This window comes from Nonomuraea sp. NPDC051941, assembly GCF_044593615.1.
The window spans coordinates 1-23,161 of sequence record NZ_JBIUCF010000079.1 but is presented as its reverse complement, the minus strand read 5'-3'; the positions used below and the strand labels follow the sequence as shown (position 1 = coordinate 23,161).

Genomic DNA, 23,161 nt, shown 5'->3' with positions numbered 1-23,161 from the left:
CCCGGGCCGGCGAGCGGGGGATCCTGGATGCGTGCAGACACGACGATCCGCCGCCGAACCGCCGACCTCGCCGCTGCTGGAGCGCATCCGCGCCGCCGTCATCGGCGACGACGAGGTGCTGCAGGGCCCGTACGGACCGCGCCGCATCATCTACGCCGACTACACCGCCTCGGGCCGGTCGCTCGGCTTCATCGAGGACTTCGTCCGCGACCACGTCCTGCCGCGCTACGCCAACACCCACACCGAGAGCTCCGGAACCGGGCTGCAGACCAGTCGATTACGCGAGGAGGCCCGCGGCGCCGTCCACGACGCCGTCGGCGGTGGCCCGGACGACGTGGTGATCTTCTGCGGTTCGGGCGCGACCGCGGCGATCAACAAGCTCGTCGGCATCCTGGAGCTGCGGGTCCCCGGCCGGTACGCGCCGATGGTCCCGGAGGAGGATCGGCCGGTGGTGTTCGTCGGTCCGTACGAGCACCACTCGAACGAGTTGCCCTGGCGCGAGTCCATCGCCGACACCGTCGCCATCGGCGAGGACCGCGACGGCCACATCGACTGCGACGACCTGCGGGTCCAGCTGGCGCGCCACGCCGGTCGGCCGCTGCTGATCGGCAGCTTCTCGGCCGCCTCGAACGTGACCGGCATCCTGTCCGACACCGAGCGCATCGCGGCGCTGCTCCACGAGCACGGCGCGCTGTCGTTCTGGGACTACGCGGCGGCCGGGCCGTACGTGCCGATCCGGATGGCCGCCAGCGCGCCCGGGGCGAACGACCACAAGGATGCGATCTTCTTGTCGCCGCACAAGTTCATCGGCGGGCCGCAGACACCGGGTGTCCTGGTGGTGAGGCGCGAACTGGTCCGCAACCGGGTGCCCACCGCGCCGGGCGGCGGCACCGTGCTGTTCGTGGACCCCACCGGGCACCGCTATCTCGACGACGCGGTCGCCCGTGAGGAGGGCGGCACACCGGCCATCGTCGAGTCGATCCGCGCCGGGCTGGTCTTCCGGCTCAAGCAGGCCATCGGCACCGACCTCATCCAGGCTCGTGAGGAACGCTTCTGGCAGCGGGCCCTGCGACGATGGGAGAACAACCCGAACATCGAGATCCTCGGCGACCGGCACTCTCGGCGGCTGTCCATCGTGTCGGTTCGCATTCGGTCCGGGGAGCTGTTCCTGCACCACAACTACGTGGTGGCGGTGCTGAACGATCTGCTCGGCATCCAGGCGCGCGGCGGCTGCTCCTGCGCCGGCCCCTACGGCCATCGCCTGCTGGCCATCGACGCCGCGCGCTCGCGGGCCTTCGAGGAGGAGATCGGGCATGGCTGCCAGGGCATCAAACCGGGCTGGGTACGCATCAACTTCAACTACTTCGTCTCCGACGCGGTCTGCGACTACCTCATCGAGGCCGTCGAACTGGTCGCCCGCTACGGCCACCGGTTGTTGCCCGATTACCGCTTCGAGCCCCGTACCGGGCTGTGGCGGCACCACCAGGACTCCGCCGAGCCCCCACTGCACCTTTCCGACTTGCGCTTTGACGACCCCGGCGCGCCGCCCGCCCCACACGTCCGGGCCGGCGAGGACGCCCTGCCCGGCTACCTGGAGGAGGCGCGGGCCATCCTGGCGGCCCGCTCCGACGAGATCGACCTGCGCCCGCCCGGCCTGCCGGACGACTTCGAGCGGCTGCGCTGGTTCCCGCTGCCGGCCGCCTGCCTGGCCACTGTGGCGAGGAGGCCATCGCTTCGGTGATCGCCGGGCCGGCGTCTCAGGCGTTCCGGCAGGCGGCCAACCGGTCGGCCGTAAGCGAAGCACTGCTCCTTCCTCGGCGAGAACGGCCGGGCAGGCCGGCATTCTCCGGGAACCAACAGTCGAAAGATCGCGGTCGCGCATGTACGGACGATGATCGGGTACGCATGTCGTCATGCCCGCTACAGGCTATGAAGGATGGTTATTGGGGGCTCGGTACAGGTTGCTGGCCGAGCTGGGCCGAGGGGCCATGGGCAGGGTCTGGCGCGCTCATGACGAGCTGCTGGATCGGCAGGTGGCGGTCAAGGAGATTCGCATCCCGCACCGGCCGGGGCCAGAGCGCGAGGCGCTGCTCAGGCGAACCCTGCGCGAGGCTCGCCTTACCGCGCGGTTGAGCCACCCGCGCATAGCAGCCGTGTACGACGTCGTGGTCGCCGACGAACGGCCGTGGATCGTACTTCAGCTCGTCCCCGCCCCCAGCCTCGCCCAGGTGATCAGCGAACGGGGACCGCTGCCCTCGTCCGCGGTCGCTCGAATCGGGCTCGAAGTGCTGGACGCCCTGCGCGCCGCCCACGCCGGCGGCATCGTGCACCGCGACATCAAGCCCGCCAACATCCTCATCACCGACGACGGGCACGCCATCCTCACCGACTTCGGGCTGGCCAGCACCCTGGATGACCAGGCGCGCCGCACCCGGGAGAGCGTTGTCGTCGGCACACCCGCCTACATCGCCCCCGAACGCGCCCGCGGTGGCCCCGCCACGCCGCAGGCCGATCTGTGGTCGCTGGGCGCCACTTTGTACGCGGCGGTCGAGGGCCGTGCCCCGTTCGGGTTCAGCAGTGAGCTGGCGACCCTGTCCGCGGTGATGGCCTCGGACCCCTTGCCGTTGGAGCACGCAGGGCCGCTCGCCTCGATCATCGCCGGGCTGCTGGACAAGGATCCGGCCCGGCGTACGGACGCGGCTCGCCTTCACGAGCAACTGTCCACCCTGTGTGAGCAACCGGTCATTCCGATCTCTTCGGACCCTCCGACCGTTGACGGTGACAGCGGGCAGATCAGCGGCTCGCCCGTCGGCCGTCCGCTTGTGGAACGGGCGCCGTACCGGCAGTGGGCTGTCGAGCACTGGCGGCAGGCGGCCGTCATCGCGGCCCTGATCGTCAGCGTGATGGCGACCACCTCGTGGTGGCGCGTCGAGCCGAGCACGCACCCTTCGCCACCCCTGACGGAGGCCACTTCGCCGCCCACCGCGATCGAGCCGGACACGGCGCTGCCGGCCCATCTCATCTCGGGCCAGCGCCGGGTCGCGAGGAGCGAACCGGAGCAGGCTCGTACGGAACCAACCCTCTCCACCGACGTGGCCGGTATCCCGCATGGACAGGCTAAGAAGATCAAGACGAAGAAGATCAAGACAAAGGGTCACGGCCCGAAATGACGGCCGCGGCCGCATTCCCCGTCACGCCGACGCGCGTACGACCACGAGAACCACCACCAACGCCAGCACCAGGACATCGACGGATATCGTCGCCGCCGAGTCGGACACCCGGATCCGGCTGATGACTGCACCGGCCATCAACATGACCAGTCCGATCGACGCGGCCACGCCGAGCAACGGCACCGCGAGCCCGGCGAGCAGCCCCAGACCCCCGGCTGACTCGCACACGCCGATCAATTGCCACAACCTCGGCCGGAGTCCGAGATGATCGCGGATCGCCAGCGACTGCGGCAGACTCAGCACCTTGACGCCGCCGGTCCCGAGGAACAGCAGACCGAGCAGGATCGACAACACGACAACGACGGTGCTCATCAGTGGCGCTCCAAAGATCCACACAGCACAAATGACCTGCGCTATCGCGGCAACCAGCGAGATCGAAGGCCTTCGTGTCAGCCTCATCGGTGCCGAAGACAAGTTCGGTGAAAGAGCCAGCCGGGGAACTACCATCAACCTCGGCATGCCCGCCTTCCCGGATACCGCCGTCTCTTCCTGACAGCCGTGGAACCAGGCCTGCCGTTCGACTCGTTGCGATCGTAGTAGACAAGATGATCCTCATGGTGGGGAACACCTCCCGCTTGGAGACGCCGATGCAGAACAGCACCGGAAATCGCGAACGTCTGCTTGACGTGGTCGGCGGCTTCGCACGCTTCTGCGGTGACTCTTGGACTGACGCCGGTTCTCACCTCAAACGAGGCGTCATGCTGATGTGGGCAGCTGGGATTGCCCTCGTCGTCCTGGGCGTCTTCGGAGATGTGACGAGGATGTGGGCGAGCTTCCCCTTCCTCACCAACCTCATCACCAGTATCACTGCCTTCTTCTTCGCGGTTCCCATAGCCCTGCTGTTTCTGCAGAACATCACCCGCCGCCAGGCTGAGCGCCTGGAACGTACCACGGCCAGCAGAATGCTCAACGACTCGATGTCCCGACTGGCCCTGCAGAGGGTACGCAATACCTCACGTATCTGGGACCTGGCGCGATACGAGGACAGCCCCGCAGTGGAGCTTTGGGATCTTGTGGTGGGGTACCACGAAGATTTGGACCATGTGATGTCGTGTGTGAATAAAGTCCGCTTCGAGTGCGAGTATCTCGGAAGCCAAGTAATGCTGGAATTCCGGCGTGTTCGCATTCTGTGGGATCTGGACGAAGACGTGAAGACCCTTGACGAGGCGGCCAAGCGTCTCCAGGCCGCGCAGGGAGTCCTGGAGAGGCTGTCGCCAATTTGCCAGGTGGCGACTGCACAGCAGAACCTCGCAATAAGGCTGGTCGTCGGGGCGATTTACTGGTACAAGGATCTGGGTGTAAGGGGCAACGCCGGCCTCCTTTTCCGCGACGCCAGGCTTCGCGACGAGGCCAGACGGAGCCTCAAAGAATGGGAGAGGGCGCTTGAGGAGTTCAATGTTGCATTGGGCGGGTTCTTGATGCGAGGACGCAGATTGACCGAGAGTCTGATTCGCGACACCGGCTCGGCATCGACTTCTGATTAGTTCAGAGAAATGGCGTGCCCCAGTGGCACCCGCTTATCGATCGGCCGCACCATCGGACGAGGTGGCGTCGCGCCCGCGCGAGCGGTACTTGGCGATCTTGGCAAGGTTGCCGCAGCGGTCCATCGAACACCAGCGACGGCGGCGCGCCTGTGAGTCGTCGAGGAACACCAGCGTGCAGTCAGGGCTCTCGCACTCTTTCACCCTCGCGGCAAGAGGCCCGCTGAGCAGGTCGATCCCGTCCCGCGCGAGGGTGGACAGCGCCGCGTCGACCGGCGTGGGGGTCGGCCATCGCGCGGTGAGAGGGCTCGTCCCTGAAGCGGTGGCGACCTCCAGTCGCGGCGCAAGATCGGCGACGGCTGCCATCCGGTTGATCACCGCCAGCGCGTGCCGGTCCGGTCGCGTCCCGTCGAGCACGCAGCGCACCAGCCGGTAGACGGCCTCGCGCAGTTCGCGGGCCTGGTCCAGCTCGTCCTCGGAGACTCGTGGTGGCTTGTTGGCGAGACCGACCTCGCGCAGCCACCTGCCGAGGCGCTCGGGTGTGGGCAGGCGCTCGATGTCGAGTGTGCCGCGCTTGCCGAGCGTGTCCACCAGGTCCAGGCACGGTCGGCCGCCGACGAAGACGAAGGCGGGCAGCGGCTCGGCCTCGGACGTTCGCGGGTTCATGGCAGCACCCTACCAGTTGACACCAGTTGAACCAGTGTTGCAGGCTGACACCTGTTCAAACGGTGTCACGAAGGAGGGTCATGCGCGCTGTAGTGGTGCAGGCATTCGGAGGTCCGGAAGTCCTCAACGTCGTCGAGGTGCCCGATCCGTCACCCGGCCCCGGCCAGGTGCTGGTCCAGATCGAAGCCGTAGGAGTGAACCGGGCCGACGCGCTCCTCCGATCGGGTCGTTACCACCGGGCCGACCCGCCGCCCGTGATCCTCGGCCTGGAGGCGGCCGGGACGATCAGCGCCTTGGGCGAAGCCACGCACGGCTTCCGCGTCGGGCAGAAGGTCCTGATGAGGGGGGAGCCCAACGCACCTGGTTTCTACGCCGAGCAGGCCGGGGTCTCGACCGAGCGGGTGCTGGCGCTGCCGGACGGCGTAGATCCGTTCCACGCGGCGGCGCTGCCGGTCGCATGGCTGACAGCCTGGTACTGCCTCACCACCCTCGGACAGATCCAACCCGGTCAGACGGTGCTGATCCACGCGGCGGCCAGTGGCGTGGGGAGTGCGGCGGTGCAGATCGCCGCGGCGGCCGGGGCGCGGGTGATCGCGGCGGCCGGCACCAAGGAGAAGACCATGTGGGTCGCCGAGCTCGGCGCGCACGAGGTGCTCGACTCCCGGCAGTTGTCCGGCGACGACCTCCTCGGCCACGTCAAAGCCTTGACAGGCGGACGCGGGGCCGAGGTGGTGCTCGACACGGTCGGCGGCGACGTCTTCCCGCTGAGCCTCAAAGCCGCCGCGCCGGGCGGGCGGGTCGTGGCCTTGGCCAACGTCGCCCTGGCGCCGAGCGTGATCGACACACGCGACTTCTATCCGAAGAACGTGAGCATCCACGGCTACCAGTCCGCCAACCTCGTCGAGCTCGGATACGACCCGCGTGCCGACCTCGAGCAGTTGATCGCGAAGGTGGCCGGCGGCGAGTTGCGCGTGCCGGTGGATTCCGTCTTCGCCCTGCAGGACGCAGCGGGAGCACACCGGCGCTTGGAGTCCCGCGCCAACCGCGGCAAGGTCATGCTCGGCACCGGCGATGGCCACGGGCTGCCTGGCTGACAAGCCGCTGCTCCACCGATGAGGACGGGCCCGCGCCGTACGGCCCAAGCTGGGGAGACGCTTTCAACGGCCCTGTACTTGAGTGAGTGCCATCGCAAGCCGGGCGATCTCGGCGGCGCCCGTGAGCACGCTTGACCCGGCGGTCCATGCGGGCGCGAGGAGACCGCGACCTGGGCTGACGCCTGGGGACAGGTCTCCCTGTCGCCAGGCGTCAGCCGATCAGCGCACGGCGTACGCGCGGGTGATGGTCTGGGTCACCGCGCTGCCCGACATGTCGGTCGCGACTGCTCGGAGGGAGACGAACCCGGCGGTACGGGGGTTCGGCACCGCTGCCGTCCAGCCGGACCCCTTCCGGACCACCGGAACCGCCCGCCAGTGAGCCCCGTCATCGGCGGACATCTCCAGCCGGAGCGACCGTACGTCCGCCGGCCCGGAGCCGGGGTCGCGCTCGATCCACAGCGGCAGCCGGGTCACGCTCCCGCCGGCGGCGCGGTTGGCGTCGTCCAGGCCCTCGGGCCGGAAACGGACCGCCATCAGCGGCAGCGCCTGCTCCTTCGCGGTGGTCCCGGAGCGGAACGTCCACACCGACTCCACCGCCGTGGACAGCGCCGTGGACAGCGCCGACGACGACCGCCGCATCGACGCGGTGAGCGTGTACGCGCCCGTCCCGGCGGTCAAGGCGGCCCGCAGCTCACACCGTCCCGGATCGAAGGCGTCGCAGGTGGACAACTCCGCCCGCGCCACCTCCGCCCCGTCCCTGGTCAGCGTGGCGGTGCCGGTGGCGGCGGTGTCCGAGCCCGTCCTGCGCTCGAACCCGTCCGCGAACATTCCCGTCCCCGCGAAGACCAGCTCGTCGCCGGTACGCGTACCGGCCGGCAGCAGGAACGACGGCCCGACGACCGCGGCGTTCCAGACCTCGCTGCGGCTCTCACCGCGCTTCGCCAGTCTGCTTCCGCCGAACATCAGCGCGTCGCCGACCTGGAGCCCGCTCTCGTACGCCAGCCCGGGCGTCAGGTACTGGACCAGCGTCCCCGGCAGCGGGATCTCGCCGACCGGATCGCTGAGGGTCGAGCCGGGCGAGTAACGGGAGCTCAGCCCGATCATAGGCCTGCCCGACTCCCCCGAACCCCGGTAGGTCGCGGTCACCTTGGCCAGGTCCCGCTGCCTGAAGGCGCGCGAAGGATCCTCGGGAAGGCCGCCGGTACGCCGGTCGACGAGATCGTAGACGTACGGGCTGGGCGCCTGGTCCTTGCTCAGCCAGGTGGTCCTCAGCGAGTACGTCAGCCCGGCCTGGGAACTCGGGACGACGAAGAGCTGGCTGTTGGCGTCTATCCGGCTCTGGCTTCCGCCGTTGCTCCAGGCCCCGTGCACCACTTCCTCGTCGAACCCCGGCTGGAGCTCCGCGCTCGGATCGTCCACTGTGATCTTGACCGGACGACCCTGACGCGCGTCCACCGTGAACCGCTGGTCGCCGTCCACCCTCAGCGGGCTGTCGGACATCGTCACGACGGTCCTGCCGTCGATCTTCTCGTACATGTAGGCGTAGACGTTCCAGTCGCCCTTGGGCAGCCGGGCCTTGGCCGCGCCGTTCTGGAAGAACAGGGCGTGGATGGTCCCGGTCCTCGCGTCGTAGATCTCGCAGATCGAGGGGTCGACCGGGGTGCCCTGCCTGCCGATGACGTTGACGGTGACGTCGTACGACTCCGGCTCGACGTACGCGCCGGCCAGCGTGCGGATCACGGTCTCGCCCGACCTGGCGGTCACCGTGCCCGGATAGTCGCCGGGCGCCTTCCCCGCGGCGTCGATCGTGAGCGTGAGCGACGCCTCGCTCCCGGCCGGGACCGTGATCTGGCCGATCGGCAGCTTCAGCGTCTCACCGTCCGCCTCCAGGGCCAGGGTGACGGGGGTCTCGCCGGCGTTGGCGTACGTGATCGTCCTGGTCGCCGTACGCTCGTCCGAGCCGTTGTACGGGAACGCCGCCCACACGTTGGCCTGCTGGGCCACGACGTCCTGGCGCAGCACGCGTACCAGGTCGATCAGCCCGGCGCCCTGCCGATAGAGCGTCGCCCCCTGGACCGGCGCGGCGCTGCCGATCAGCGCGGCCTTGAGACGCGCGCCCGTCCAGTCGGGATGGCGCTGGGCCAGGATCGCCGCCGCCCCCGCCACGTGGGGGGCGGCCATCGAGGTGCCGTCCTTCGACTCGTGACCGCCCCCGGGAACGGCGGCCACGATGCCCACGCCAGGCGCGGTGACGTCGGGTTTGATCGCGTGGTCGCCCGCTCGCGGGCCCGAACCGGAGAAGTCGGCGAGCCGGCCCTGCTTGTCCACCGCACCCACAGTGAGCGCCGCGTCGGCGCTGCCCGGAGTGAAGACCATGGGCCGGTCGTTGCCCGCCGCCACGACGAACAGCGTGCCCGTACGCTCCGACAGCGTGTTCACCGCCTGTTCCACCGGGTCCAGGTCGGGGCCGTCGGGGGCGCCGAGGCTCATGTTCACCACCTTGGCCTTGACCTCGGTGGCGGCCCATTCCATGCCGGCCAGGATGGTCGAGTCCGTCATGCCGCTCCGGCCGCCCACCTTCCCGATGGCCAGGTTCGCCTCCGGCGCCACCCCGCGGTACTTCTCATCGCGGCTCGCCACGATCGAGGCGACATGGGTGCCGTGGCCGTTCTCGTCGCGGATGTCGGGGTCGGTGGTGAAGTTCCGTTCCTGGGCGACCGCGCCCTTCAGGTCCGGATGGTCGGGGTCGTACCCCGAGTCCAGGACCGCGACCGTGACGCCCTTGCCCGTGAAGCCCTGCTCCCACGCATGCGGAGCGCCGATCTGCTTGACGCTCTCGTCCAGCGTGAACTCCTTGCGGCCGTCCAGCCAGAGTTTTGTACGGCCGGCCGTCAGAGTGCGGGCTCGGGTGAGGTCGTGCCAGGTCCGGGCGGCGTTCGCCTTGGGCAGGCGGGCCGCGCTCATGCCGAGGGCGGACAGCCGCCGTACCTGACCCTGGGAGCTGGTGAACCCCTGCGAAATGACGGGGATGTCGGAGGTGTCGGCGTCGCCGTAGCGCCACTGGAGGAGCTGGGTGACGTCGAACAGGCGCCGGTCCAGTACGTCCTGGGCGAGCAGCGGCAGGGCGTCGGACGGGATCACGTACAGATGGCCTTCCCGGACCTGCCGCGTGAAGGAGACCTCACGGCCGGGACCGGGCTGCACGCGATACCTCTGGCCGGTGACCGTGACGCGGTCACCGGTGATCAGGGTCACGCTGTCCGGCCGCTGGGTGGGCTGCCGGGTCGCTTGCCCAGCGGGTTGCTGGGTGGGGGCCGGCGTCGCGGCCGTGGTCGCCGCCGTCACCAGGACGGCGGCGAGTAATGCCTCGCCTCTGGTCACGGGCGGCCCTTCGGCGTCTCGGGGAGCTCGTCCGTCCAGTCGGTGGTCACGGCGATGTACCCGTCGGTCAGCGCCACGCCTCCGTCACCGGCGAGGAGGAGGTTGGCACGGACGACCCGGGCGCTCTCGGGATCGACGACCAGCTCGATCGGCTTCTCTTTGCCGTCGGGGTCGGGCATCCGCAGCGCCTGGCCGCCTTCGACCGCGCCCCTGTTCTCGACTCCCGGCGTCGCGGCGAGCGCCCGGAACGCCGCGGAACGGACCTCCGCGGGCACGGGTAGCTCCGTGATCAGCGCGAGCAGGGTGAGGGTGGGGTCGCCCTGGATCTCGGACGCGGACATGTCGTTCGGGTTGCCCTTGCGCTGGACGATCCACGCCTTCAGCGCCTCCGGATCCGTCGGCAGCTTCTCGAGGTCGGCGAAGCTCACGTCGGCGCCCTTGAGCGCGAGCGAGACCGGGGTCGGTACGACGTCGCCCGGAGGGTCGCCCGGCCCGTTCCTCGTCCAGCGCTTGCCGTCGCGCGAGGTCCAGCTCTCCATGGGGGGAATGTCACTCTGTGACCACGTGGCGGTGACGTGCCAGTAGGTCCCGGAGCTTTGCGGCATACGTTCCGCGCTGACGGCAGCCATGAGCAGGACCTCCTTGCCCGAGACCGGAGCCGCGGCGATCACCTGCGCCGGTGCGCCGCCGTTCGTGACCGCCCCCGTAGCGATCACGACCGCGGCGGCCGCCCCGGCGGCGACCAGCGCCACGCCCGGTACGAACCACCTGACGCGCCCCCGGCCCAGCGTCTTGTGGCCCCGCGTCCTGTGCTGGAGCCTGCTTCGGCTGCGCGCGGCCACCTCCTCGGACGGCTCCGGCTTGGCCAGCAGGCTGGCCACTTCCTCCAGGTCATTCATGGGGTCTCCTTGCCTTTGAGTGCGCTGTCGATAAGGGCGCCGTCGATCCGGGCGTGGATCTTGGCGCGGGCCCGGCTGAGCCGCGAACCCACCGTGCCGATGGAGATGCCGAGCGCCTGGGCGATCTCGTCGTAGCTCAGCCCTCCCAGCGCCAGGAGCAGCAGCACGTCACGCTCGCCACCGTTCAGCGAGGCGAGCGCCATGGCCAGCTGTGGCTGCATGCGCTGGGCGGACACCGAAGCGACGACCCGGTTCTCGTGCCCTTCCACGACCGGCGCGGGGTCCAGCCGGGCCAGCGCCTTGTAGCGGCGGGCCTCCTTACGGCGATGCCTGGCCACCAGGTTCGTGGCGAACCCGAACAGCCAAGGCCGTAATCCCCCCTGCTCCGGGTCGAACCGATCCCGCCGATCGAACGCCAGCAGGAACGTCTCCGCCGCGATGTCCTCGGCCACCTGCGTGTCCAGGCGGCCCGCCACGTACAGGTAGATGTCGCGGAAATAGCGGTCATGCACGGCGGTGAACAGCTCGGGGTTCCGCCGATAACCGGCGACGAGGTCGGCGTCGGTCACCTGCTCGCCCACGTCGGCGGTCACGTGCCCGTCTCCGTCATGAGTGTGCCTTCCGGATGGTGATCATTGCATTCACCCATCCTTCGCCGCAGGCCCACTTCTTCTTCCCACCACCCCCAATCGCCCTCCCAGCACCCACCGCCCCACCGCACATCAGCACCGGGTGGCGGTCCGGATCAGGCACTGGCATCGGGGACCATAAGGCGGGCCCGCCGGGTGTGGCCGGTCGCGGGCCCACGGGCCGTTGGACGCCGTGACTGCGGTGAGCCGATCCAGCGTGACCGGATCGTCCGTCAGCGTGGCTGGTCGGGCTTGATCGGGAGGCCGTCTGAGCCGGTCGGGTCGTACCGCAGGAGCGCTTGGAGATCGGCGACGGGCAGGACTCCGGAGACCGGCGGGCGGCCGTCGATCACCAGGCTGGGCACGCCGGTGACGCCGTGCTCGGTCGCGCGGCGCCGGTCGGCGTGGACCTCGTCGGCGTAGTCGTCGCCGTCCAGGACGGCGCGCACCTCTCCGGCGTTCAGCCCGGCCTCGCCGCCCAGGCGCCGCAGGACCTGCAGGTCGGCCACGTTGAGCCCTTCGGTGTGGTACGCGTGCAGCAGCAGCTCCAGCGTCTGGTCGGCCCGGCCGCGGTCAGCGGCGAGCTTGACCAGCCGGTGCGCGTCGAAGGTGTTCACCGGGCGGGCCAGATGCAGGTTCAGCTCCAGGCCTTCGGCCGCGCCCAGCGACCGGATCCGGGCGATGCGGGCGGGCGCCTGCTCGCCCCACCAGCCGGCCATGGCCTCTGCGGCGGTCGGGCCGGGGGTTCGGCCTTCGTCCGGTGCGAGTTCGTAGCCGCGCCAGATGATCTCGATGCTGTCGCGGCCGGTGTGCTGGGCCAAGGCGGCCGTCAGGCGTCTTTTGCCGATGTAGCACCAGGGGCACAGCACATCGGCGTATATCTCAAGCTTCATGAGCGTCCCGCACGGTGATCGTGGTTGATGGAGCGAGTTCGGCCCACCCGGCGGCGTGCAGCCGCCCGCCGGGAGGGATCGGGCGATCAGGCATCGAGGCGCTGCGGCCCGGGTCCGATCTCGAAGCGGGCCGAGCGGTAGCCGGGATAGAAACGCACCCACCGCTCCTGGATCTCCGCGAACGCCTCCACCAGCTCACGCTGCGCGTCAAAGCCATCAACGGTGTGGTCGATGATGGAATAGAAACCGGAATCCGTGCTCACGGACATACTCCTCACGGTCGGATGTGGGGCGACGCCCCGGCCGTCATCGTGCAATCTCAACCGCAGTTGAGGTCAACCGCCCGTGCGGAGGCGTACCGACCCTGCTCTACTTCCGGCCGGAAGCAGCCTCCGGGAGTGACTTCCGGAAACACAACGCAGCGATGAGGTGGCGAAGCGGGGGTTGGCTTCGACGATGTCCAGGCGGCTGCCTCGGGGGCCCGGGTGACTGAGCCGCTGCCGGCGCCTGCTTCCAGGGCTGCCAGTGGCGGTGCTGGACTGATCAACGAGTATCACCGAGCTGCGTGGCCGACCGTTCGCCTGCTCCAGCCCGGCCTCTCGGTCTGAGAGGGCGGTCTGTGAGGGATACGCGCCGAGACCGGCGGGCGGCGTTCAAGAGGGAGGCCGCCCGCCGGCTGGGGTCACGTGTCCTTGCAGCCCTTGCCCGGCTTCGGGCATCCCGCGCCCGGTGTGGACTTGACCAGCATGAACCTGGCCGTGCCGACAGCCGAGGTGTTGCCGGCCTTGTCGGTGGCACGGTAGGTCACGGTGTGGGCGCCCGGCTGGCTGACGGCGAGCGGCTTCGCGTACACCGCGTACGGCTGGCCGTCGAGGGAGTACTCCACCGTGCCGACCCCGGACCCGGCGTCGGTCGCGGTGAGCGTCACCGTGGCGGAGCCCACGTAGTTCCAGGCCCAGTCCATGTTGCCGGTGATCTGCGCCGTCACCTGCGGCGCAGTGGTGTCCTCTCCCGGAGGAGCCGCCACGGTGAACGTCACCGAGCCTACCGGCGAGGTGTTGCCGGCCTTGTCGGTGGCCCGGTAGCGCACGGTGTGCGCGCCTGCCCGGTTGACCGACACCGGAGCCGAGTACGCGGTGAAGGCGCCGTTGTCCAGGGAGTGCTCCACCGTGTCGACCCCGGACTGGGTGTCGGTCGCCGTGAGGGTCACGGTCGCGGAGCCGATGTAGTCGCCGTCGTCGTTCCGGTCACCGGTCACCTGGGCGGTCACCTGCGGGGGAGTGGTGTCCTTCTCCTGCTCCGCCACCACCGTGAACGTCGTCGTGCCCGGGTCGGAGGTGTTGCCCGCCTTGTCGGTGCCCCGGTAGGCCACGGTGTGGGCGCCCGGCTGGGTGACGGGGAGGGGCTGCGCGTACACCGCGTACGGCTGGCCGTCGAGGGAGTACTCCACCTTGTCGACCCCGGACCCGGCGTCGGTCGCCGTGAGGGTGACGGTCGCGGAGCCGATGTAGTTGCCGTCGTCGTTCCGATCGCCCGCCACCTGGGCGGTCACCTGCGGGGGAGTGGTGTCCTGGCCTGGAGGGGCCACCACGGTGAACGTCGTCGTGCCCGGCTCGGAGGTGTTGCCGGCCTTGTCGGTGGCGCGGTAACGCACAGTGTGCGCACCCACTTCGTTGACCGTCACCGGAGCCGAGTACGCCGTGAATGCCCCGCCGTCGAGCGCGTACTCCACCGTTTCCACCCCCGACTCGGTGTCGGTAGCCGTGAGGGTGACGGTCGCGGAGCCGATGTAGTCGCCGTCGTCGTTCCGGTCGCCCGCCACCTGAGCCGACACCTGCGGCGCGGTGGTGTCCGTGCCGCCGCCGTCGGTGACCACCAGCTCGCCGACCATCTGGCCGTGTCCGGGAATCGCGCAGAAGAAGCGGTACTTGCCCGGGGTGAGGTTCACCTGCGCCTGGTGCCGGCCGCCGTTCGCGTCGAAGGGGCTGGCGATGATGTTGAGGCTGACGTCGTGATTGTAGCCGGGGGTGGAGACGTCGAAGGTCAGGGTGTGCGTCATGCCGGTGGTGTTGCCGGTCGCCGCACTGTTCTCGAAGACGATGGTGGTGGGCCCCGCGGTGGCGGTGTCCGGCGTCGACTTGTACGCGGTCATGCTGTTGTCGGCGTTCCAGGTGAGCACCTGGTCCGCCTGGGCCGTCAGCCGCATGGGGGGCGCGCCGGCCTGGACCGATGACAGGAAGAGCGCGGGAAGCCCCACGGCCAGCAGCACCACGGCCAGGCCCGGCGCAGTGGCAGCGGCTTTGAACGTCCTGCGTAAGGCATGGATCAATCGGACATGCATGGGATCGATGCACCTCTCAAAGTCTGCGCGGCTGGGGTGGGGTGCCGGGCGGGGCAGGCGCCCCGGCCCGGCACCCGGCCGATGGACCGGCCTAGAGTTCGCGCACCCGGATGTTGCGGAATTCGATCGCGTCGTTGTTGCTGTGGTTCTGCAACCCGACGAACCCGCTGATGAACTGGCGCAGGTCCGTGGGCGGGTCGCCGGCGCGGGACGACGTCTTGCCCGGCGTGTTGTCGAACTCGTTGATCACCTTGCCGTTGCGGGTGATCGTGTAGTGCTGCCCGACCACCCGGACCTCGTAGTCGTTCCACGTGCCCTTCGGGGTGACCCCAGCCTTGTCCAGGCCCGTGGCGGCGAAGTTGTAGACGGAGCCGGTCTTTTGCGGCTCGCCCGTGTCGCCGTCGTAGATCTGGATCTCGTGACCGCAGAAGATCGCGACCCAGGCGGGCGACGTACGGGCCGAGCCGGTCGTTCCGCAGCTTCCCGCCGGACGTTGCTCCAGCGGCGTTCTCGGGTCGGGGAACCGTACGAAGACCCCGCTGTTGGCGCGGAGCGCGTCGGGCGCGACGTCACGGAACTGCAGCCTCAGCGAGAAGTCGGCGTACGCCTTCTTGGAGTACCACAGCATTCCGAGACCGCCGGAAGCGCGGATCGTGCCGTCCGGCTGCAGGTTGAACTGTCCCGACGGGGCCTGAGTCCACCCCTGGAGCGACTGCGCCGTCCCGTCGAAAAGGGTCTCGTATCCGTTCGTCTTGCCGATCTGGGACTCGGCGGCCGCCTTCTTGAGTGCGGACGCCTCGCGGTCGTCGATGACGCCGTCCTTGCGGGCCTTGTTCACCACGTCGTTGAGGTGGCTCATGAACTCGCCGTGGTTCTTCCAGTCGCGCTCGTCGTCGATCAGGTCGTTCAGCGTGCAGCCGCCGCCGGCCACGCGGTTGGCCACGCCGGTGTCGGTGTCGAGCAGCCGGACCGTCGGCCGGGCGTCGGGGGCGGTGCATTCGACCTTGACGTCGATCGTGCCGGTGGCCGTCGTGCCGTCGGCGTAGGTGACCTTCAGCGTCGCCTTGTAGGTGCCGAAGTCCTTGTAGGAGTGCGTGGGGTTCGCCTCCTTCGACGGCCTGCCGCCGTCGCCGAAGTCCCACTCCCACGACACGCCGCCGGCCTTCGTGCTGGAGAACGCCATCGTCCTGGGGTCGCTCTGCCGGACGGGACGCGCCACGGCCAAGCTCGGGTTCGGCGTCGCCGGACCACCCTTGTAGGCGACGCGGATCAGCTTCTGGTTGGGGTGGAGGCTGAAGAACCCGCCGGCGTAGTCGAGCATGTAGAGCGCGCCGTCCGGCCCGAACTTGGCGTCCATCCACGACTGCATCTGGGTGTTGCCGCCGCCGCCCGGGATGATCTGGCGCAGGTCCTCGCCGAACACGGGCCGGCCCGCCTCGGGCACGGTCTTCGGGTCGACGGTCACGGCGACGCGGTTGTTGCCGTTGGACTCGTCACCGATGAACCACTTGTTCTCCCAGTACGCCGGCCACGCCACACCGCTGTCGGTGTCGACCTGGGAGCGATGGTAGGTCGGCCCCGACATGACCGCCTGGCCGCCGCCCTTGAGGTAGGGAATGGTCAGGGTCTCCTCGCCCGGCTTGTACGTGGGCAGGCCGCTGCCGTCGTTCCGCTTCGGGTAGACGGGGCCGCCGCCCTGCGGCGAGTACCAGATCATGTTGGAGCGCGCCGGCGGGATGTCGACGAGGCCGGTGTTGCGCGGTGAGGTGTTCTTCAGGTGGTCGCAGTCGTACCAGTCGGCGGGCTGGGTGGCGTCGGCGTTGCTGCGGTCACGGTAGGGCTGCTTGTCGCCCATGCAGTACGGCCAGCCCTGGTTGCCGGCGGACCTGAGGATCGTCGCGGTCTCGTACTTGGCGGGACCCCAGGTCTCGCTGGGGCCGCCGGCGTCGGGACCGACCCATCCGGCGGTCAGCCAGTTGTTCACGTTGTCCCAGGCGATGCGCGCGATGTTGCGGACGCCCATCACCCAGATCTCCGGGCGGGTCTTGCCGCCGCCCTCCTCCTTGCCGGTGAACAGGTTGCCCTTGGGGATGGTGTAGGTGCCGTCGGGCTCCGGGTGGATACGGAGGATCTTGCCGTTGAGGTCGTTGGTGTTGCCCGCGGTACGGCGGGCGTCCTGGAACGAGACGCCCTTGTAGTCCGCGGTCCAGTTGTTGCCGGAGTAGCCGCCCGAGCCGCCGGAGGAGTTGCTGTCACCGCTGCCGACGTAGAGGTTGCCGTCCTTGTCGAAGGCCATGCCGCCACCCGCGTGGCAGCAGCTGTGGATCTGGGTGTCCCACTGCAGCAGGTCCTTGCGGGTGGCCTGGTCCATGGTCTGGTTGGCGGCGTCGTAGGTGAGCCGGGAGACCGTCCGCTTGCCGATCCGCTTGTCCCTGTCGATCGACTCGTGCGGCATCCAGTAGACGTAGACCCAGCCGTTCTGCTCGAACTTGGGGTCGAGCGTGATGCCGATCAGGCCTTCCTCGTTCTTGACCAGTTCGTCGCCGCTGCCGCGGTTGCCCATGACGGCGAGCGTGGTCAGGAGCTTGACCTGCTTGGTCTTCGGGTCCCACTGGTGGATGGTGCCGCAGCCGAGGCCGACCTTGGGGTCGTTCCAGTCGGCGATCGGGCCGGTCGTGCAGGCCGCCTTGCCGATGTAGAAGACCTTGCCGTCCGGGGCGATGGTCAGACCGTGGGGCTCGCCGATCTGGTCGAGCTGGCCCTGCTTGTTCTGCGCGGTCAGCCGTTCGACGGTGTAGTTCGAGGCGATCGTCGCCTGGCAGTCACCGCGCACCAGGCCGGCCGCCCACCGGATGGCGCCGCCGAGGTGGCTCTGGAACTGCTCGTCGCCGGTGTAGCCGGCCTTGGTGCCGCCCATGCCGGTGTAGAACGACCGGCCACCGTCGTAGTCGCGGCACCACGAGATCGGATGGAACGCGCCGTTGCCGTTCAGGCCCTGGTCGTACGTGTGCTCGCCGACCTGCGCGACCGTGTGGACCTTGCCCAGCGGGTTGGGGCTCCAGTTCATCCACGTGTCGGTGCGCTTCACGGTGAAGGGCAGTCCCTTGTTCGCCGGGTGCTGGCGGTCGACGAGGTCGACGACGGCCTCCTGCGGCTTGCTCTCCGGGGGCTCTCCGGCGGTGGGGCCGAACAGCCGCAGCTCGGCGAGCTGGATCAGGGGCTCGCCGCTGTTCGCGGTGATGTTGAGCCGGTAGTACTGGTACGCCGTGCTGTTGGCGAACGTGTATTCCTTGGTCTGGAACCGCTGGGAGAAGCTCTCCCCGCTCCGCTTGTCGAGGTCGGTCCAGTCCGTTCCGTTCTGGGAGCCTTGTAGGGCCCAGTCCTTCGGGTCACGCCCGGGGAAGTCGTTGGCGGACGTCAACGCGTAGTGCGCGATCGCGACCGGCTTCTCGAGCTTCCCCTGGACCCATCCGGTCGGCGTCCGGGCCAGCCACTTGGTGTCGTTGCTCCCGTCGAACAGCTTGTCCTTCGTCTCGTTCGGCGGGTTCTCAGCGCTGGCGGCGCTCTCCACCACCTTCTCCGGAGGGGGCAGGGCGCCGGCGGGGCGGGTGCCGATCAGTTCGGTGAACCAGGCCGAGTCCGCCTGGGCGCGCGCGGCGTCGTGGACTCCGACGAACCCGCCGCCGTTCCTGATGTACGCCTGGAAGGCGGCCAGCTGGCCGTCGTTCAGCTCCGCGCCCTTGGCGGACAGGAACACCACGCCGCGGTAGCGCGCCAGGTTGTCGGTGGTGAAGACCGCCGGATCCTGCGAGGCGTCGACGGAGAAGCCGTTCTTCCCGCCCAGTTCCTTGATCGCCGCCGTGGCCTGCTTGACCGGGTCGTCCTGCTTGTCGGCGGGGCCGTGGAAGACCAGCACGCTGACAGGGCCCTTTCCGGGGCCGTGTTCCGGCGGTTTCGGGGCGGCGGCCTGTGCCTGGGCGGGTACGGCGGCGGGGGTCGCCAGCCCGAGGATCAGGACGGCGCTCGACATCGTGATCAGTAAGCGGCGCCAAGCGGTTGGTCGGGGCGGTAAGAGGGCTTTTCGGCCCATCGTTCGCTCCTTCGGGTTGAGGGTGATTCGGGACCTGCTGGGGAAGAGCTGAGGGTTCTGCCGCGGCCGGGTCCTGGGCCGCGTCAGTGATGCGCGCCCGTGGTGGGGCTCGTCGTGGGGCCCGCGTGGCCGTCACCCGAGTGATCGGGGACGTTCCCGTCCGCGTCGGTGACCGTGAAGATCCCGGCCATCCCCATGTCGGAGTGGCTCTGGACGTGGCAGTGGTACATCCACGCTCCCGGGCCGACGCGTTCCCCGGCGATCACCTGGAAGCCGAACGACTCGGCCGGTCCGGTGATCTTGGTGTCGATGATCCGGCTCTGGTCCTGCGGGTGTTCCAGCAGGCCGGTGCGGTTGTCGGCCCAGCGGTGTCCATGGATGTGGAACGTGTGGTAGAACTCGCCGTGCGTGATCACGATCCACTCCACCCGCTCGCCGAGCTTCGCGACGAACTCGGGTGCTTGGTGGGCCGGCTGGTTGTTGATCGACATGTCGTTGAAGACGACGGTGAACTGCTTGTCGGGCCTGATGTCGCCCCTACGACGGACCACCAGCGGCCCGTAGAGCCCCTGCCGGATCCCCCCTGTGCCATGATCGGTTCCCACGACGTGGTCGTGGTAATGCCAGTAGCCGGCGCTGCCGGGCTCGATGCTGCCGCCCGGGCGCCGACCGGGGGCGTGGGTGCGCCAGGTGTAGGTACGCCGGCCGCCCGGTTCCACCACGCTGTCGTTCAGTCGGGTGCCGTCGCTGGCCGCGTCGTAGTCGACCCCGTGCACGTGCAGGCTGGCCGGCACGTCGAGGTTGTTGACCATCTCGATCTCGAGGGTGTCGCCCTCGACCATTTCGAGGAGAGGGCCGGGGATCGTGGGCTTGCCGGGCTCCAGGCCGTAGCCCAGCCGGCCGTCCGGCAGTCGCTCGGCGTAGAGGGTCATGCGGCGGACGTTGCCCTTGCCGGGCTTGTCCGCGGGCTTGTCGATCGTTGCTTCGGCCTGGCTGGATGCCACTAACGGTGCGACCGCGGCGAACGCCGCGGAGGCGGTGAAGGCACGCCGGGAGAACAGGCTTTTCGCCATGCCTCTGCCTACCTCGGTCATGGTTCCCCAATCGGTGACGGCGCCCCACTCGCGTGAGGGCTGGGTGCGGCTGCTCGTGTGGTTCGGGAGCGAGCGTGTAAGAGTGGGAATCACAGAGAGTCGAGGGTGGTAGTTAGGGTGACCGCCGATGGAAGTACGCGCCTTTTTTGGCCAAATGTCAAGACTTTCGCCAAAATCTGGCCAAAGGTCGGCGTGCTCCTCTGCAGGGCGGCCCGCTGGGTGCGTCGCTCGCATCCGATCATCGCCGCGATAGGACGTGTGCCCGTCATCTTCTGCTTGACCATCGGTAAAAGTCGCTCTTAGCATCGCGGCTAGTGACATATCGGACGTATTTCTCGTCCGGCATGGAGCCCGACACGTAGGAGCTTGCATGGACAAGGTCGGGGTGTGGCTCATTGGGGCACGGGGATCCGCGGCGACGACCGCGACCGCCGGCGCCGCGGCGATCAGGGCAGGGCTCGCGCCCCCGCAGGGATGCGTGACCGAGTCCCCGGGCTTTCCCGCGAGGCTCGTCCCGTTCGCCGGCCTGGTGTTCGGCGGCCACGACATCAGCGAGGTCTCTTTACGCAAACGCGCCGAACAGCTGAGCAGGGCGGGGGTGATCCCGCCGGACCTGCCACGGCTGATCGCCGCGGACCTGGACGCCGCCGACGCCGAGATCCGGCGCGGCCACGTCCGCGGCGACGGCGGGCAGGCCGCGGCCGCGGCCCGCCTGAGCGGGGACATCGCCGACTTCCGCGCCCGGCACGGCCTGGCCAGAGTGGTCGTCATCAACGTGTCGTCGACCGAGCCTCCCGTCGGCCCGCGTCCTGAGTTCGAGAGGCTGGCCGATCTCGAGGAGCGGCTTGCGACGGGGGACGACGTCCTGCCGCCGAGTTCGCTGTACGCCTACGCGGCGTTCCAGGCCGGGTGCGGCTATGTGGAGTTCACGCCCTCCACCGGGCCGACCCTGCCGGCGCTGGCGGAACTCGCCGCCCGGCGGGGCGTGCCGTACGCGGGACGCGATGGGAAGACCGGCGAGACCCTGGTCAAGAGCGCGCTCGCGCCCATGTTCGCCGATCGGGCGTTACGGGTGCGCTCCTGGTCAGGGCTCAACCTGCTCGGCGGCGGAGACGGGGCGACGCTCGCCGATCCGGCCGCCAGGTCCAGCAAGGAGCTCTCCAAGGACCAGGTCGTCGCCGGGGTCGTGGGAGAGCCGGTCGAGGGGCGGACGCACATCGACTACGTTGCTGACCTGGGAGAGTGGAAGACCGCCTGGGACCACGTGACCTTCGAGGGATTCCTCGGCGTGCGGATGGCGCTGCAGTTCACCTGGCAGGGCTGCGATTCGGCGCTGGCGGCCCCCCTCGTCCTGGACCTGGCCCGGCTGGTCGCCCGTGCGCATGAGAAGGGACGCAGCGGGATGCTCCCCGAGCTCGGCTACTTCTTCAAGAACCCCTTGGGCACCGGCGAACACGCCCTGGCCGCCCAGTACGCCCGCCTGCTCGCCTTCGCCGAGGAGCTGTCATGAGGGCGCTGCTGGAGCTGGTCCGCGCACCGGCCGCACTGTCGGTGCCCGGCGACACCATGGCGGGTGCGGTCGCCGCGGGACGGAGCCCGAACCCGGGGCTGGCCGTGGCTTCGGTGCTCATGTACTGGTCGGGCATGGCGCTCAACGACTGGGCAGACCGCGAGGCCGACGCCATCGAGCGGCCCGAGCGCCCGATCCCGTCAGGCCGGGTCCGCCCGGGCGCCGCACTCGGGGTCGCCGCCGCCCTCACCGGTGCCGGCCTGGCCGCCGCCGCCGTCACCGGCGGACGCCGCGGCCTCACCGTCGCCGGCCTGCTGGCCGGCGCGGTGTGGGCCTACGACCTCGGCCTCAAACGGACGGCGGCGGGCCCCGCCTCGATGGCCGCCTGCCGCGCCCTGGACGTGCTCCTGGGCGCCGGCGCGGACGGGAGAGCCGCCGTGCCGATGGCGCTGGCGGTCGGCGCGCACACGTACGGGATCAGCATCCTCGGCCGGGCCGAGGTGGCGGGGGCGGTGCCCGGGACGGCCGAGCGTGCCCTCGCCGCCACCACCGCGGCGGCCGGTCTGGCGGCCGCGGCCAGCTTGCGCAGGGGAGCCGCCGCCCGGGCGGGCGCCGGTGTCCTCATCGCCGGCTATCTCGCCTCGACCCTCCCGGTCCAGGCCGGGTTACGGGCCCACCCCGATCCCGAGAACGTGCGGCACGCCGTCCGGCTGAGCATCCTCGCCCTGATCCCGCTCCAGGCGGCGGCGCTCGCCGGGAACGGGCGGTTCGGGGCGGCGGGCGCGCTGCTGTGCTCGCTGCCCCTGGGCAGATGGCTCTCGTCCCGGATGGCCACGTCATGAAGTGGGCCTACTGCACCAACGGTTTCGGCGACCACCGGCTCGCCGAGGCGCTCGCGGTCCTGGCCGATCTCGGGTACACCGGCGCGGCGATCACGCTCGACCGCGGCCATCTCGACCCCTATGCCCCCGGCCTGGCCGCGGAGGTGTCGAGGATCGCCGGACTCCTCGAACGCCTCGGCCTCGCGGCCGTCGTCGAGACGGGCGGGCGCTACACCCTGGACCCGTGGCGCAAGCATCATCCGACCCTCATCAGCGACGACGCGGGCCGGAGGGCGGAGTTCCTGACGACGGCCATGCGGATCGCCGCCGATCTGGGCGCCCCGGTGGTCCATCTGTGGAGCGGGGTCAAACCTGACGGCATGACGGAGGAGGAGGCGTACGCACGGCTGGCCGACCAGTGCGAGCGGCTCCTCGACGAGGCGGACAGGACCGGCGTCACCCTGGGGTTCGAGCCGGAACCCGGGATGCTCGTGGCCGACCTGGACGGCTTCGAGCGGCTGCGCCGGATGCTCGGCGACCATCCCCGGTTCGGCCTCACCCTCGACATCGGGCACTGCCACTGCGTGGAGCGGGACGATCTGCCGGCCTGCGTCCGGCGGGCGCTGCCGTACACCGTGCACGTGCAGATCGAGGACATGCGCCGGGGAGTCCACGAGCACCTGGAGTTCGGCGAGGGTGAGATCGACTTCGTCCCGGTGCTCGCCGCTCTGCACGGCTACTCCGGTCTCGTGGCCGTGGAGCTGGCCCGGCACGGCCACGCGGCCCCGCAGGTCGCCCGCCGATCGATCGAGTTCCTGAGGAGGGCACATGAGGGACGAGTGGCAGACAGAGGCCGTACGGCGGGTCGAGTCTGACCCGGACGCGATCCACCTGCTCTTCCCGCAGGCCGAACGGCGGGGCGGCCCCACCGCCCGGAGCGCGCTGCTCGGCGCGCTGCACGGTCACCACGCGGTGATCCGCAACCTGTACGAGCGCGGCGACACCGGCGAGCGGCTGGCCATCCTGTCCGCG

The 23,161-nt window shown here is 69.8% G+C and carries 19 protein-coding genes; 9 read left to right on the top strand and 10 right to left on the bottom strand.

Annotated elements, in window-relative coordinates; genetic code table 11:
• Nucleotides 1-31: 31 nt before the first annotated feature.
• Both ACIHFD_RS62980 and ACIHFD_RS62975 read left to right on the top strand, forming a co-directional pair.
• A complete protein-coding gene (locus ACIHFD_RS62980; protein WP_397375129.1) occupies nucleotides 32-1,741 on the top strand; it encodes an aminotransferase class V-fold PLP-dependent enzyme in 1,710 nt (569 codons plus the stop codon).
• 202 nt (nucleotides 1,742-1,943) lie between these two features.
• Nucleotides 1,944-3,170: a protein kinase gene (locus ACIHFD_RS62975; RefSeq protein WP_397375128.1), complete on the top strand. Its 1,227-nt coding sequence runs from the start codon at nucleotides 1,944-1,946 to the stop codon at nucleotides 3,168-3,170.
• A gap of 21 nt (nucleotides 3,171-3,191) precedes the next feature.
• Here ACIHFD_RS62975 and ACIHFD_RS62970 read toward each other — a convergent pair whose 3' ends face one another.
• A complete protein-coding gene (locus tag ACIHFD_RS62970; RefSeq protein ID WP_397375127.1) occupies nucleotides 3,192-3,524 on the bottom strand; it encodes a DoxX family protein in 333 nt (110 codons plus the stop codon).
• 10 nt (nucleotides 3,525-3,534) lie between these two features.
• On the opposite strand from ACIHFD_RS62970, the gene ACIHFD_RS62965 reads away from it, so the two are divergent.
• On the top strand, nucleotides 3,535-3,723 hold the full coding sequence (locus ACIHFD_RS62965) for a hypothetical protein (RefSeq protein ID WP_397375126.1): 189 nt from the start codon (nucleotides 3,535-3,537) through the stop codon (nucleotides 3,721-3,723).
• A gap of 94 nt (nucleotides 3,724-3,817) precedes the next feature.
• Nucleotides 3,818-4,714 carry a hypothetical protein gene (locus tag ACIHFD_RS62960; RefSeq protein WP_397375125.1) on the top strand — a complete coding sequence of 299 codons (897 nt, stop codon included), beginning with the start codon at nucleotides 3,818-3,820 and terminating at the stop codon, nucleotides 4,712-4,714.
• Between the two features lie 33 nt (nucleotides 4,715-4,747).
• Here the strand turns inward: ACIHFD_RS62960 and ACIHFD_RS62955 are convergent, their stop codons facing one another.
• Nucleotides 4,748-5,377 (bottom strand): CGNR zinc finger domain-containing protein, encoded by a 630-nt coding sequence (locus ACIHFD_RS62955; RefSeq protein WP_397375124.1) that lies wholly within the window; start codon nucleotides 5,375-5,377, stop codon nucleotides 4,748-4,750.
• Between the two features lie 80 nt (nucleotides 5,378-5,457).
• On the opposite strand from ACIHFD_RS62955, the gene ACIHFD_RS62950 reads away from it, so the two are divergent.
• On the top strand, nucleotides 5,458-6,471 hold the full coding sequence (locus ACIHFD_RS62950) for a zinc-binding alcohol dehydrogenase family protein (protein WP_397375123.1): 1,014 nt from the start codon (nucleotides 5,458-5,460) through the stop codon (nucleotides 6,469-6,471).
• 219 nt (nucleotides 6,472-6,690) lie between these two features.
• Here ACIHFD_RS62950 and ACIHFD_RS62945 read toward each other — a convergent pair whose 3' ends face one another.
• From ACIHFD_RS62945 to ACIHFD_RS62910, 8 genes are all read right to left on the bottom strand, one after another.
• A complete protein-coding gene (locus ACIHFD_RS62945) occupies nucleotides 6,691-9,852 on the bottom strand; it encodes a S8 family serine peptidase (protein ID WP_397375122.1) in 3,162 nt (1,053 codons plus the stop codon).
• Nucleotides 9,849-10,751: a CU044_5270 family protein gene (locus tag ACIHFD_RS62940; RefSeq protein WP_397375121.1), complete on the bottom strand. Its 903-nt coding sequence runs from the start codon at nucleotides 10,749-10,751 to the stop codon at nucleotides 9,849-9,851. Before ACIHFD_RS62940 ends, ACIHFD_RS62945 begins: the two co-directional genes overlap by 4 nt.
• Nucleotides 10,748-11,344, bottom strand: a complete 597-nt coding sequence (locus tag ACIHFD_RS62935; protein WP_397375120.1) for an RNA polymerase sigma factor — start codon at nucleotides 11,342-11,344, stop codon at nucleotides 10,748-10,750. Before ACIHFD_RS62935 ends, ACIHFD_RS62940 begins: the two co-directional genes overlap by 4 nt.
• A 269-nt stretch (nucleotides 11,345-11,613) precedes the next feature.
• Nucleotides 11,614-12,273, bottom strand: coding sequence for a DsbA family protein (locus tag ACIHFD_RS62930; RefSeq protein ID WP_397375119.1), 660 nt, complete (start codon nucleotides 12,271-12,273; stop codon nucleotides 11,614-11,616).
• An 86-nt stretch (nucleotides 12,274-12,359) separates the two neighbouring features.
• On the bottom strand, nucleotides 12,360-12,536 hold the full coding sequence (locus tag ACIHFD_RS62925; protein ID WP_397375118.1) for a hypothetical protein: 177 nt from the start codon (nucleotides 12,534-12,536) through the stop codon (nucleotides 12,360-12,362).
• A 419-nt stretch (nucleotides 12,537-12,955) separates the two neighbouring features.
• On the bottom strand, nucleotides 12,956-14,614 hold the full coding sequence (locus tag ACIHFD_RS62920; RefSeq protein ID WP_397375117.1) for an OmpL47-type beta-barrel domain-containing protein: 1,659 nt from the start codon (nucleotides 14,612-14,614) through the stop codon (nucleotides 12,956-12,958).
• 91 nt (nucleotides 14,615-14,705) lie between these two features.
• On the bottom strand, nucleotides 14,706-18,644 hold the full coding sequence (locus ACIHFD_RS62915; protein WP_397375116.1) for a ThuA domain-containing protein: 3,939 nt from the start codon (nucleotides 18,642-18,644) through the stop codon (nucleotides 14,706-14,708).
• Nucleotides 18,645-18,787: 143 nt separating this feature from the next.
• The gene (locus tag ACIHFD_RS62910) at nucleotides 18,788-19,777 is read right to left on the bottom strand and encodes a multicopper oxidase domain-containing protein (protein WP_397375115.1); all 990 of its coding nucleotides are present in this window, start codon (nucleotides 19,775-19,777) and stop codon (nucleotides 18,788-18,790) included.
• Between the two features lie 391 nt (nucleotides 19,778-20,168).
• Here ACIHFD_RS62910 and ACIHFD_RS62905 point away from each other — a divergent pair, with 391 nt between their 5' ends.
• From ACIHFD_RS62905 to ACIHFD_RS62890, 4 genes are all read left to right on the top strand, one after another.
• On the top strand, nucleotides 20,169-21,308 hold the full coding sequence (locus ACIHFD_RS62905; RefSeq protein WP_397375114.1) for an inositol-3-phosphate synthase: 1,140 nt from the start codon (nucleotides 20,169-20,171) through the stop codon (nucleotides 21,306-21,308).
• Nucleotides 21,305-22,150 (top strand): SCO3242 family prenyltransferase, encoded by an 846-nt coding sequence (locus tag ACIHFD_RS62900; RefSeq protein ID WP_397375113.1) that lies wholly within the window; start codon nucleotides 21,305-21,307, stop codon nucleotides 22,148-22,150. Before ACIHFD_RS62905 ends, ACIHFD_RS62900 begins: the two co-directional genes overlap by 4 nt.
• Entirely contained in the window at nucleotides 22,120-23,004 is an 885-nt protein-coding gene (locus ACIHFD_RS62895) for a sugar phosphate isomerase/epimerase family protein (RefSeq protein ID WP_397375112.1), read from the top strand. Before ACIHFD_RS62900 ends, ACIHFD_RS62895 begins: the two co-directional genes overlap by 31 nt.
• The coding region (locus ACIHFD_RS62890) for a hypothetical protein (RefSeq protein WP_397375111.1) at nucleotides 22,958-23,161 on the top strand (204 nt) is incomplete at its 3' end. The genes ACIHFD_RS62895 and ACIHFD_RS62890, both read left to right, overlap by 47 nt.

Coding starts and splice junctions, on each gene's coding strand:
- ACIHFD_RS62950 (WP_397375123.1), top strand. CDS start 5,458: ATGCGCGCTGTAGTGGTGCAGGCATTCGGAGGTCCGGAAGTCCTCAAC.
- ACIHFD_RS62930 (WP_397375119.1), bottom strand. CDS start 12,273: ATGAAGCTTGAGATATACGCCGATGTGCTGTGCCCCTGGTGCTACATC.
- ACIHFD_RS62905 (WP_397375114.1), top strand. CDS start 20,169: ATGGACAAGGTCGGGGTGTGGCTCATTGGGGCACGGGGATCCGCGGCG.
- ACIHFD_RS62960 (WP_397375125.1), top strand. CDS start 3,818: ATGCAGAACAGCACCGGAAATCGCGAACGTCTGCTTGACGTGGTCGGC.
- ACIHFD_RS62915 (WP_397375116.1), bottom strand. CDS start 18,644: ATGTCGAGCGCCGTCCTGATCCTCGGGCTGGCGACCCCCGCCGCCGTA.
- ACIHFD_RS62920 (WP_397375117.1), bottom strand. CDS start 14,614: ATGCATGTCCGATTGATCCATGCCTTACGCAGGACGTTCAAAGCCGCT.
- ACIHFD_RS62900 (WP_397375113.1), top strand. CDS start 21,305: ATGAGGGCGCTGCTGGAGCTGGTCCGCGCACCGGCCGCACTGTCGGTG.
- ACIHFD_RS62955 (WP_397375124.1), bottom strand. CDS start 5,377: ATGAACCCGCGAACGTCCGAGGCCGAGCCGCTGCCCGCCTTCGTCTTC.
- ACIHFD_RS62895 (WP_397375112.1), top strand. CDS start 22,120: ATGGCTCTCGTCCCGGATGGCCACGTCATGAAGTGGGCCTACTGCACC.
- ACIHFD_RS62940 (WP_397375121.1), bottom strand. CDS start 10,751: ATGAATGACCTGGAGGAAGTGGCCAGCCTGCTGGCCAAGCCGGAGCCG.
- ACIHFD_RS62910 (WP_397375115.1), bottom strand. CDS start 19,777: ATGGCGAAAAGCCTGTTCTCCCGGCGTGCCTTCACCGCCTCCGCGGCG.